Source organism: Novosphingobium sp. NFX11 (assembly GCF_057376415.1).
The window spans coordinates 2,704,635-2,714,051 of the sequence record NZ_CP080384.1 but is presented as its reverse complement, the minus strand read 5'-3'; the positions used below and the strand labels follow the sequence as shown (position 1 = coordinate 2,714,051).

Genomic DNA, 9,417 nt, shown 5'->3' with positions numbered 1-9,417 from the left:
CAGCGCACTTCGCGTCAGGATGGCTGTCGGCGGACTCTCGCCTAAACACCGATAGCGGTCCCAGCCTTCGCTGGGATGACGGTGTTGGCATGTTAGCACCCCCTTGTGGCACCCCTGAGTGCCGTTGAGTGCCGCTATATGTACCGCTCAGAACGGGAACAGCGCGTCGTAGATCTGCTGGCCCCAGCGGGCCTGCTGCGCGTCGGTCAACTGGCCACGGCCGCCGTAACTGATGCGCGCCTCGGCGATCTGGCTGTGGCGGATGGAGTTGTCGCGGGCGATGTCCTCGGGCCGGATCACGCCGGAAACCACCAGTTCGCGCAGTTCGAAGTTCACCCGCACTTCCTGCTTGCCCCGAATGGCGAGGTTGCCGTTGGGCAGGACGCTGGTGACGGTGGCCGCCACCGTCATGTTGATCTGCTCCGACCGGGCGGTATTCCCCACGCCGACCGCACTCGACTTCGAATTGGTGCTGACCAGGTTGCCCGGGTCCGGGTTGCCGGGGAGGACTTTGCCGATCTGGCTTTCGAGGCCCAGAAGTGCCGCGATTCCGCCGCCTTCGCTGCCGTTGCGGGTGCGCGTGGTGCTGTTGGCGACCTGTGCATTATCGGCGATGTTGATGCGGATCGTGACGATGTCGCCCACGCGCGAGGCGCGCTGGTCGCGGAAGAACGCGCCGCCGCCGGTGCGGAAGAGGGAGGCGCCGCGATCGGCCTCGGCGACCTTGGGGTCGCTGCCGTCCGGCGCGCGATCGGCGCTGGCGTGGTTGCCCAGCGAGGGTTCGATGCGCGGGGCCACCGGGGCGCCGGGATCGCTCATCTTCGGCGCTTTTCCGACGTTCTTGAGGCGGCCGACCGAGCCACAGCCCGCTAGCAGGCTGGCCGAGAGAAGGGCGCAGGTGAGGGCAGCAAAACGCTTGTTCATGAGGGTTCCTACGGAAGCGCGATGCGCACTTCGCCCGTCGCGGCAGCAGTGCCTTCGAGCGTGCGGTTGGTGGCAAGGTTGAGCACGCGCACCGGCTCGCCGCGCGCCGCATCGGCGAGCGCACGGCCGGGCGAGGTGATGCGCAAGGCCCCGGAAACGAGCGCGATCGTCACGTTCTCCCCCGCCGCACGAGGCGCGGCGCGGCGACGTCTCCGGCGCGCACGGCGGAGCCTGCCATGATGCGGCGGGTCGCTTCCTGCCCCGCGGCATCGGCCGGGAGAGGGCGCCGCGCGCGACGGCGGCGGGGAGGCGCTGCGTCTCGAAATCGGCGCGCGCCAGCACCTCGCCGCGCTCCACCGTGCGGGCGAGCACGGCGGCGGGTTCCCCGCAGGCGCGGCGGCGACGGCGAGGAGAACGGCTGCCAGCATCAGACGGTCTGCGTCGAGGTCTGGAGCATCTCGTCGGCGGTCTTGAGCACGCGGCTGTTCATCTCGTAGGCGCGCTGGGCGGTGATCAGCGCGGTGATCTCCGAGACCGGGTTGACGTTCGAGGCCTCGATGAAGCCCTGGCTCAGCGTGCCGTAGCCGGGCTGGCCGGGGGTCGAGACGATGGGCTGGCCCGAGGAGCCGGTTTCCTTGAACAGGTTGTCGCCGATGGCTTCGAGGCCCGCCTGGTTGATGAACGTGGCGAGTTCCAGCTGCCCCACGGTCTGCATTTCGACCTGTCCGTCCAGCTTTACCTGCACTTCGCCGGTCTTCGACACCGAAACGCTGACCGCCCCTTGCGGGATCGTGATGTCGGGCTGCACGCGGTAGCCGTCGGTGGTCACCAGCTCGCCCTGATCGGAGAGCTGGAACGAGCCCGCGCGGGTATAGGCGAGGTCGCCCGAGGGAAGCATGACCTGGAAATAGCCCTCGCCGTCGATGGCCATGTCGTACTGGTTGCCGGTGTTGGTCAGCGCGCCCTGTTCGGTGATGCGGTAGACGCCGCCGGTCTTCACGCCCGCGCCGATCTGGATGCCGGTGGGCACCTTGGTCCCGTCCGAACTGGTCGCGGCGCCGGGGCGGGCTTCCTGCTGGTAGAGCAGGTCCTGGAACTCCGCCCGCTGCCGCTTGAAGCCGGTGGTGTTCATGTTGGCGATGTTGTTCGAGATGACATCGACGTTGGTCTGCTGGGCTAGCATGCCGGTCGAGGCGATGGAGAGCGAACGCATGGGCGGTTTCCTAGTGGCTTTTAGGGGTTTCAGCCGATCTTGCTGAGGCGGTCGATCGCCTTGCGGCGCATGTCGGAAAGGTCGGCCGAAAGGCGCTGGCTGACCTGATAGGAGCGCAGCACCTCGACCATGCGGGTGGTCTCGGAAATCGGCTCGACGTTGGAGGCCTCGACGCCGCCGCTGCGCAGGCGGGTCTGGGCGGCGGTCATCACGGTGCCGCCGCTGCCGGTGAGGACGCCGTCGCCGCGCGCCTCCAGCATGTTCTCGTCGGCGAATCCGGTCACCGCGAGGCGGCCGACCGGGTCCTGCCCCGCCATGACGGTGCCGTCGGCGGTGATCGAGACTTGCGCCAGCTGGTCGGCGGGGATGGCGATCGGGCGGCCGTTCTCGTCGAGCAGGCGCTGGCCGCCGGAGGTCGCCAGCTCGCCGCTTTCCAGCACTTTCACGAAGCCCGCGCGGGTGTAGCCGGTGGAGCCGTCGGGCATCTCGACGTTGAGATAGCCCGGCCCCTCGATCATCACGTCGAGCGGGTTGCCGGTGGACTGGAACGCGCCTTGCGCGATGTCGTGAACCTGCCCGTAATCGAGCACGTAGGAGGTTTTCCGCGCGTCCTGCACCGGGGCTTCCTGCGCGTTCTCGACGTACTCGTGGAACACCGCCTGCTCGCGCTTGTAGCCCGCGGTCGAGACGTTCGCCATGTTGTTTGCGGCCACGTCCAGCTGGCGGCGCAGGGCCTGCTCGTGGCTGAGGAGGACGAAGGAAGAAACGTCCATCGGCGGACCTTTTCGCAAAAATCTTGGGCGAACCCGGAAAGGGCTCTTAATCCCCTATATAGGATTGAAACCGCGCGCGCGGACGCACATGGACGCGCTCGCGGGAATTTTCGAACGGGGTACGCGGAACGTGAGCGACGATAAGACCGACGATACGCCGGTCGATGAGGCCGGAGCGAAGAAGAAGGGCGGCAAGGTCCGCCTGATCGCGATCGCCGTCGTTGCGGTCGGCATGCTCGCGGGCGCGGGCGGCGTGTACTGGTACATGCAGAAGGGCGGCTCGGAGCACGCCGAGGAAAAGCAGGCTGAGGCGGCGCCGGAAGAAGGCAGCGAAGGCGGGGAGGGCCATGGAGCCGCCGACGCCGACCCGTCCGCCTCTTACATCGAAGTCGCGCCGATGATGGTGAACCTGCGCGGCGGAGGGGCGCAGGCCAAGTTCGTCAAGCTGCGCTTCGTCGTCGTCGCGGCCGAGGGCAAGACCGATGCGGTCAAGGCGCGCCTGCCGGTGATCCTCGACGCGCTGCAGCCCTTCCTGCGCGAACTGCGCCCCGACGACCTCAACGGTTCGGCCGCCGTGTTCCGCATCAAGGAGGAGATGATCCGCCGTTCCACCGAGGCGCTCGGTAAGGGCATGGTGCGCGACATCCTCATCCAGGACCTGATCCAGCAGTGAGCGACGACCCGATCCGTCTCGCCGCCGTCGATGGCGAGGCGGTGCCGCGCAAGGGCCTGAAGGCCGTCCTCGAATCCAACGTCATCAACCACGAGCGCCTGCCGATGCTCGAGGTGGTATGCGAGCGCATGGTGCGGATTTTCGCGACCTCGATGCGCAATCTCACCTCCGACGCGATCGAGGTGAACCTGGAGCGGATCACCTCGGTTCGCTTCGGCGACTTCATGGACAACATCGCGCTGCCCGCGATGTTCGGCGTGTTCCAGGTCAAGCCCTGGGAAAGCTACGGCGTCGTCACGGTGGACGCCGGGCTGATCTACGGCATCGTCGATGCGCTGCTCGGCGGGCGAGGCGGCACGCGCTCGCTGCCGCCGGAGGGGCGAACCTTCACGACCATCGAATCCAGCCTCGTCTCACGCGTGGTGCAGATGGCGCTGGACGACTTCGCCAGCGCCTTCGAGGAGATCGCGCCGGTCGCCATGGGCCTGGAGCGCATGGAATTGAGCCCGCGCTTCGCCGCCATCGCCGAGCCGAGCAACGTCGCCGCCGTCGCGACCTATTCGGTCAACATGGAAGGGCGCGGCGGGGTGTTCTCGGTCCTGCTGCCCTATGCCACGCTGGAGCCGGTGCGCGAAAAGCTGCTGCAGCGCTTCATGGGCGAGAAGGCGGGCCGCGACCGCATCTGGGCCGACCACATGGCGAGCGAACTCTACAATACGCAAGTCGTCGTCGATGTGGTGCTGGGCGAGAAGATGATGCCCTTGCGCGACGTGCGCGGGCTAAAGGTGGGCGATACCATCTCGCTCAGCAACAGCCCGGACGACGCGCTGCAGGTCCATTGCGGCGGGGTGCCGCTGGGCCGCGCGCATATCGGCCAGCGTTCCAGCAACATCGCCATCCGCATGGCCACCGACATCGCCAAGGGGTATCCGAAATGACGCTTGCTACCGGGATCAACCTCGCCCTCGTGCTGATGTGCCTTGTCGTCATGGTGCAGGCGATCCGCATGGACCGCCGCATCCGGGCGCTGCGTGACGGTCATCTCGACCAGGCGGTGGAGAAGCTCGACAACGCCACGCATCAGGCGCGTCTGGTGCTGGCGGAGCTGAAGCGGGTGCTTTCTACCGACGCGGCGGCGCAGGGCGAGATCCTGTATGCCGCGCGTGAATTGCGGGACGAGCTGTCGGTGATGGTTGGCGTCGGCAATTCGGTGGCCGAGCGTATCGTCGATGCCGCCGACAAGGCCCGCGCGGCCGAGGCGGGCGTGCGCCGCCGCTCCGCCCGTTGGCGCGACGAGGCCGATGCGGTGCTGCGCGCCGAGGCGGAGGCGCGGCCTGCCGCGCCTGCTCCGGTAGCGGATGAGGCGCGCGAACTCAGCCGCATCGTGTTCGACCTGACCTCGAAGCGCGGTAATCGGGTAGCATGACTGGGCGCGTGGCATGATAAGAGCGCTGACCAAGCCTACCCGGTTGATGCTGGGCGTCGCGGCGGCGGCGGCGGTGGCCAACGCCATCGCCTTTGCCGCTTCGGCAGACATTGCCGGGGGCGCCGACGAGCCGCCTCGGGGCCTCGCTGCGGGATTCGGCGGCGCGGCGTGACAGCACTTCGGCCGCCGAGAAGCGCAGGCTGGAAATGCGCGAGCAGGCGGTGAAGGCCAGCGAGGCGCGGCTTGCCGGGCAGGTGCGCCAGCAGCAGGAACAGCAGGCCGCCGCCGCGAAGGCCGGGGCCCAAGGCGGTGCGGGGGTGGGGCAGGGGCGCCCTCGGTGCCTTACGACAACCTCGCGCGGATCTACCAGACGATGAAGCCGAACCGCGCCGGGCCGATCTTCGAGAAGCTCGACATCGAGGTCCAGCGCGAAGTCGCCACCCGCATGCGCGAGCGGGCGACGGCGCAGATCATGGCGAACATGTCGCCACAGGGCGCCGTGGCGCTGTCGATGGCGCTGGCCGGACGCAAGGTGGTGCCTGCGGTGGCGAAGGCGGGGAAGTAACCCCACCCCTCGTCATTGCGAGCGCAGCGAAGCAATCCACCCCGGTTTGCGCGGCCCTGGATTGCTTCGCTGCGCTCGCAATGACGAATGGGGCAGTAGCGGTTCCCGACCTCACCGCTCCGTCGCGGAAACCTTCACGATCAGGACCTTGTCGATGGCCGGGGCCACCCGCTTCACTGACGGCGCGATCATCCCCGCCAGACGTTCCACATCCACCGGGGAGAAGCGCGAGGCGCGCAGGCGGGCGAACTCGATCGCCGCGGGGAGCGCGGCGGCGCGCAGTTCCGGCATCCGCTTGCCGAGCGCGGCGGCATCGTCGGCGGTCTTCGCCTGCAGCGTGATCGCAACGTGGAGCACCCCGTCCACCCGTCCGCCATCGACGATCGGCGCGTCGATCTGCTCCATCGGCAGGAACGTGGGATCGGGCGGCGGCAGTTCCACCGCCTTGCGCGGTTCGGTGTTCGCGGCAAACGCCGGTGCCGCGCAGAGTAGCAGTGCCGGGACAAAGAAACGGAAGCGGGGCATGCGAACTCCGGTGGGCGGGCGACGCCTCTATAATAGGATGAAATTCGAGGAGTCCCGTTGAGATGAGCAGCGATCGGCGCCCAGCCAAGGTCCGCGTAGTATCTGCGAGCCAGGGCGAGGGTGCGTCCGCAATGGAAAATCCCGGCGTTAACCCGGGGCGCCGTCGCGGCGATCGGCCGGATGAGGACGCCGAGGCGGTGGCTGCCGCTGTGCTCGCGGCTCCGACCCGGCAGGGCGGGAGCCTCTTGTGGGTGTTCGGCGCGCTGGTGCTGTTCCTCGTCGGCTGTGCTATCGGCGGGGCCTTGCTGGTGATCTCGGGCATCGCATCGGCGGAATCGCTGTGAGGCGCATGCGGCTGCTCCCGGGCGCGGCGCTGGCGCTGGGCGCCTCGCTGTTGTGCGGTACGACCGTCGCGCCGCCGCTGCCCTACGGCACGCTCGACCCCGGCGTGGGCGCGCGGTTGCCGGGCTTCGCGGCCGAACTGGCGCAGCGCCCGCCGCTTACCGGTGTCGGTGCCTGGACGCCGCTGGCCGAGGCCGAGGCATGGCGCCGTCTCTCCACCGCGCCCAACCCGCAGCGACAGGCGGTGCGCTGGGACTATGCCCGCAGCCTGATCGCCGCCGAGCGCGGGCCGGAAGCGCTCGGTGTGCTCGAAGTCATGCGGCAGGACGACCCCGACCTCGGCATGGTCGATGCGTGGAGGCTGGCTCACGGCGCCGCGCTGACGCAACTCGGCCGGTCAGAGGATGCCATGGGCGAACTCGACATGCCGGGCCTGCGCGCCAATCCCGAGGCATGCCTCTGGCGCCTGCGCGCGCTGGCGCAGGAAGGTCTGGCCGAACAGGCGCTGGCGCAGCTGGAATGCGCCGGACCCGCACTCGCCAGCCCGCGCGGCGCGCCGTTCGTCCTCGCCGCTGCGCGCGCCGGAGTGGAGGGCGGTGCGCCGGACAAGGCGCTGCACTGGTTGTCATGGCTGCCCGACCGCGACCCCGCCGCCAACCTGCTGCGTGCCCGCGCTGGGCAGGCCTTGGGCCATCCCGACGAGGCCCGCCTGCGCTATGCCCGCGTGGTGCAGTCCGGAGACCCGGTCGAGCGCATGGACGCCCGGCTCAGCAAGCTGGAGGGCGACGTTGCCCGAGGTGCGATCCGGCCCGAGGCGGCGCTGAAGGAACTCGACGCCATCCGCTATTCGTGGCGCGGTGACGGTATCGAGGAACGCGCGCTGCGCTTGTCCTACCGCCTTGCCGACGCGCGCGGGGACTTGTCCGGGACGCTGTCCGCCGGAGCGGCTCTGGTGCGCTTCCACGATGTCGCCGACCTCGGGCCGGAGTTCCTGCCCGGCCTGCGCGCGAAGCTGACTGCGGCGCTCGACCCGGCGCGCAAGCTGGCGCTGGACAAGGCGGCCGGGCTCTACTGGGACTATCGCGACCTCGCCCCGAACGGCGCCGAGGGCGACCTCATGGCGAGCCAGCTTGCCGCGCGGCTGCAGCAGGCGGGCCTCTATGAGCGCGCGGCGGACCTCCTCTCCTATCAGCTGACGCAGCGTGCCGGCGACCTCGCGCGCGGACCGCTTTCGGCGCGGGTGGCGGGGCTCTACATCCTCGCCGGCAGGCCCGAGCGGGCCTTGCGCACCTTGCGTGAAACCGACGATCCCGGCCTCCCCGACGCGATGATCGCCGAACGCAAGCGCGTCGAGGCGGCCGCACTCACGCAAGTCGGCCGCGCCGAGGAGGCCATGGCGGTGCTGCAGGATTTGCCCGGAACCTCGGCGCTGCAGGCGGAAATCCTGTGGCAGCGGCGCGAGTGGGCGCGCTATGCGACGCTCTCGGCGGGCGCTCTACCGAAGGGGCGTGTCCTCGATCCGGTGGCCCAGGCGCAAGTGCTGCGCCACGCGATCTCTCAGGCGATGCTGGGGCGGGAAGACGCGCTCTCCGGGCTTCACGCGCGCTATGCGGGGGCGTTCAAGGGTCTGTCGTCGGCGCCGGTCTTCGAGATGCTGACCGGGACTGCCGGGGCGGTCGATCCGGGAAGCTGGCGCAGGCCATGGCGGCTATTCCCTCGGCCAGTCCGGCAGGGGATTTTGCGGATTTGCTGGAAGCGGGGAAGAAGTGAAGTCCTGGGGCGCCAAAGAGCTTTGGCGCCCCAGCCCCCATACTGTCGTCGTTTCCCGCGCAGCAGGTTCAATCCCGCATTGCGCGGCAGGCTTTCATCGTCATTCCCGCGAAGGCAGGGGCCCCTCTGATGACCTGGCAATAGGCACCGTCAGGAGATGGGTTCCCGCCTTCGCGGGGATGACGAAAAGTAAGAGATAATACGCAGCTACCTCGCCAAGTGCGCCTGACGAAGCTGCGCGCGTGCCCTCGACGGTATACCGGGTGCACGGGTGGTAAGCCCCTGCGAACCTTAATCGAGGAAGTTCACCAGCGACATCGAGTTCAACTGCGAGAACACCGAATAGCTCGCCTGCAAGATCGTCTGCCGCTGCGAGATGTCGATGGCGACCTGCCCCAGGTCCGCGTCCTCCACCGAACCGATGACGTTCGTCAGCAGCGTCACGCGGTCGTCGGCGCGGGTGCTCAGGGTTTCGACTTTGGCCTGCATCCGGCCGTTGCGGGCGTTGGCCGACTGGACTTGCGTGATCCCCTTGTCGAGCAGGCTGAGGGCGTCGTTGATCGCCTGCGTCTGTTCCTCGGTCAGCGTATCGCCGAAGGGACCGGCAGCGGCGAGGGCCTGGAACGCGGGGATGAGCGAACTGCCGATGTCGCTGGCGCCGATGCCGTAGTCCACGTCGAGCCCGTCGCCCGCGCGGGTGGAAAGGCGCACGGAATCGTTGGTGAAGGCCGTGGTGGAATCGTAGTTGGCAAGATCGTCGAGCGAAGCCGGGGCGAACGGCGTGCTGGAGGTCTGCGATCCGGCGAACAGCGGCACGCCCGCCACCTTGGCATTGAGCGCGTTGCGCAGATCGCCGAAGGCGTCCTCGATGATAGACTGCAGGCCCGGCGAGTTGCCGGTGCCGACGGCGCTGAACAGTTCGTCGCGCAGGCTGCCCATGGAACTATCCACCGCCTCGATGTTCGCCTGATAGAGCGAGAGCGTGGTGGAGACGCGGCTGATGTTGGTCTTGTAGCTCTCCTGCGTCGCAAGCATCGACTTGGCCGACAGCGTGCGCACCGCGTCGAGGCCGAGCCCGGCGTAGTCGTTGACCTTCTTCTCGGTCGCCAGTTGCAGCTGGCTGGTGGCGAGGCTCTGCTGCGAGCGCTGGATGGCGCTGGAGAGGGTCTGCTGGAGCGGGATTGTGGCTACACGGGTCATCTCGGG

14 protein-coding genes are annotated in these 9,417 nt (G+C 68.7%); 8 read left to right on the top strand and 6 right to left on the bottom strand.

Annotated features, from left to right (window positions below; genetic code table 11):
• Window positions 1–147 precede the first annotated feature (147 nt).
• From flgH to KZO24_RS13970, 4 genes are all read right to left on the bottom strand, one after another.
• Complete coding sequence (gene flgH / locus KZO24_RS13985) at window positions 148–924, bottom strand: flagellar basal body L-ring protein FlgH (RefSeq protein WP_036527348.1); 777 nt, start codon at window positions 922–924, stop codon at window positions 148–150.
• An 8-nt stretch (window positions 925–932) separates the two neighbouring features.
• Window positions 933–1,097 carry a flagella basal body P-ring formation protein FlgA gene (locus tag KZO24_RS13980; protein WP_486486439.1) on the bottom strand — a complete coding sequence of 55 codons (165 nt, stop codon included), beginning with the start codon at window positions 1,095–1,097 and terminating at the stop codon, window positions 933–935.
• 254 nt (window positions 1,098–1,351) lie between these two features.
• A complete protein-coding gene (gene flgG / locus KZO24_RS13975) occupies window positions 1,352–2,137 on the bottom strand; it encodes a flagellar basal-body rod protein FlgG (protein ID WP_036527353.1) in 786 nt (261 codons plus the stop codon).
• A 29-nt stretch (window positions 2,138–2,166) separates the two neighbouring features.
• Window positions 2,167–2,910 (bottom strand): flagellar hook-basal body protein, encoded by a 744-nt coding sequence (locus tag KZO24_RS13970; RefSeq protein WP_271182388.1) that lies wholly within the window; start codon window positions 2,908–2,910, stop codon window positions 2,167–2,169.
• Between the two features lie 130 nt (window positions 2,911–3,040).
• Here KZO24_RS13970 and KZO24_RS13965 point away from each other — a divergent pair, with 130 nt between their 5' ends.
• Genes KZO24_RS13965 through KZO24_RS13940 form a run of 6 tightly spaced genes read left to right on the top strand, consistent with a single transcriptional unit; the run spans window position 3,041 to window position 5,574 of the window.
• On the top strand, window positions 3,041–3,583 hold the full coding sequence (locus KZO24_RS13965) for a flagellar basal body-associated FliL family protein (protein WP_271182387.1): 543 nt from the start codon (window positions 3,041–3,043) through the stop codon (window positions 3,581–3,583).
• Complete coding sequence (gene fliM / locus KZO24_RS13960; RefSeq protein WP_069708462.1) at window positions 3,580–4,521, top strand: flagellar motor switch protein FliM; 942 nt, start codon at window positions 3,580–3,582, stop codon at window positions 4,519–4,521. The genes KZO24_RS13965 and fliM overlap by 4 nt, the downstream gene beginning before the upstream one ends.
• Window positions 4,518–5,009, top strand: a complete 492-nt coding sequence (locus tag KZO24_RS13955) for a DUF6468 domain-containing protein (protein WP_271182386.1) — start codon at window positions 4,518–4,520, stop codon at window positions 5,007–5,009. The genes fliM and KZO24_RS13955 overlap by 4 nt, the downstream gene beginning before the upstream one ends.
• A 13-nt stretch (window positions 5,010–5,022) precedes the next feature.
• Complete coding sequence (locus KZO24_RS13950; RefSeq protein WP_486486438.1) at window positions 5,023–5,181, top strand: hypothetical protein; 159 nt, start codon at window positions 5,023–5,025, stop codon at window positions 5,179–5,181.
• Between the two features lie 34 nt (window positions 5,182–5,215).
• Window positions 5,216–5,386, top strand: coding sequence for a hypothetical protein (locus KZO24_RS13945; protein WP_486486437.1), 171 nt, complete (start codon window positions 5,216–5,218; stop codon window positions 5,384–5,386).
• Window positions 5,347–5,574: a MotE family protein gene (locus KZO24_RS13940; protein ID WP_379525449.1), complete on the top strand. Its 228-nt coding sequence runs from the start codon at window positions 5,347–5,349 to the stop codon at window positions 5,572–5,574. The genes KZO24_RS13945 and KZO24_RS13940 overlap by 40 nt, the downstream gene beginning before the upstream one ends.
• Window positions 5,575–5,685: 111 nt before the next feature.
• On the opposite strand, the gene KZO24_RS13935 is transcribed toward KZO24_RS13940, so the two are convergent.
• The gene (locus KZO24_RS13935) at window positions 5,686–6,099 is read right to left on the bottom strand and encodes a flagellar basal body-associated FliL family protein (protein WP_211150615.1); all 414 of its coding nucleotides are present in this window, start codon (window positions 6,097–6,099) and stop codon (window positions 5,686–5,688) included.
• 131 nt (window positions 6,100–6,230) lie between these two features.
• On the opposite strand from KZO24_RS13935, the gene KZO24_RS13930 reads away from it, so the two are divergent.
• Together KZO24_RS13930 and KZO24_RS13925 are read left to right on the top strand one after the other, a co-directional pair.
• Window positions 6,231–6,443 carry a hypothetical protein gene (locus KZO24_RS13930; RefSeq protein ID WP_379525448.1) on the top strand — a complete coding sequence of 71 codons (213 nt, stop codon included), beginning with the start codon at window positions 6,231–6,233 and terminating at the stop codon, window positions 6,441–6,443.
• A gap of 5 nt (window positions 6,444–6,448) precedes the next feature.
• On the top strand, window positions 6,449–8,341 hold the full coding sequence (locus KZO24_RS13925; protein ID WP_486486436.1) for a hypothetical protein: 1,893 nt from the start codon (window positions 6,449–6,451) through the stop codon (window positions 8,339–8,341).
• 161 nt (window positions 8,342–8,502) lie between these two features.
• Here the strand turns inward: KZO24_RS13925 and KZO24_RS13920 are convergent, their stop codons facing one another.
• Window positions 8,503–9,411, bottom strand: coding sequence for a flagellin (locus KZO24_RS13920; protein ID WP_486486435.1), 909 nt, complete (start codon window positions 9,409–9,411; stop codon window positions 8,503–8,505).
• Window positions 9,412–9,417: the final 6 nt, after the last annotated feature.

Coding starts and splice junctions, on each gene's coding strand:
- flgH (WP_036527348.1), bottom strand. CDS start 924: ATGAACAAGCGTTTTGCTGCCCTCACCTGCGCCCTTCTCTCGGCCAGC.
- flgG (WP_036527353.1), bottom strand. CDS start 2,137: ATGCGTTCGCTCTCCATCGCCTCGACCGGCATGCTAGCCCAGCAGACC.
- KZO24_RS13970 (WP_271182388.1), bottom strand. CDS start 2,910: ATGGACGTTTCTTCCTTCGTCCTCCTCAGCCACGAGCAGGCCCTGCGC.
- KZO24_RS13955 (WP_271182386.1), top strand. CDS start 4,518: ATGACGCTTGCTACCGGGATCAACCTCGCCCTCGTGCTGATGTGCCTT.
- KZO24_RS13950 (WP_486486438.1), top strand. CDS start 5,023: ATGATAAGAGCGCTGACCAAGCCTACCCGGTTGATGCTGGGCGTCGCG.
- KZO24_RS13945 (WP_486486437.1), top strand. CDS start 5,216: ATGCGCGAGCAGGCGGTGAAGGCCAGCGAGGCGCGGCTTGCCGGGCAG.
- KZO24_RS13935 (WP_211150615.1), bottom strand. CDS start 6,099: ATGCCCCGCTTCCGTTTCTTTGTCCCGGCACTGCTACTCTGCGCGGCA.
- KZO24_RS13930 (WP_379525448.1), top strand. CDS start 6,231: ATGGAAAATCCCGGCGTTAACCCGGGGCGCCGTCGCGGCGATCGGCCG.
- KZO24_RS13925 (WP_486486436.1), top strand. CDS start 6,449: ATGCGGCTGCTCCCGGGCGCGGCGCTGGCGCTGGGCGCCTCGCTGTTG.
- KZO24_RS13920 (WP_486486435.1), bottom strand. CDS start 9,411: ATGACCCGTGTAGCCACAATCCCGCTCCAGCAGACCCTCTCCAGCGCC.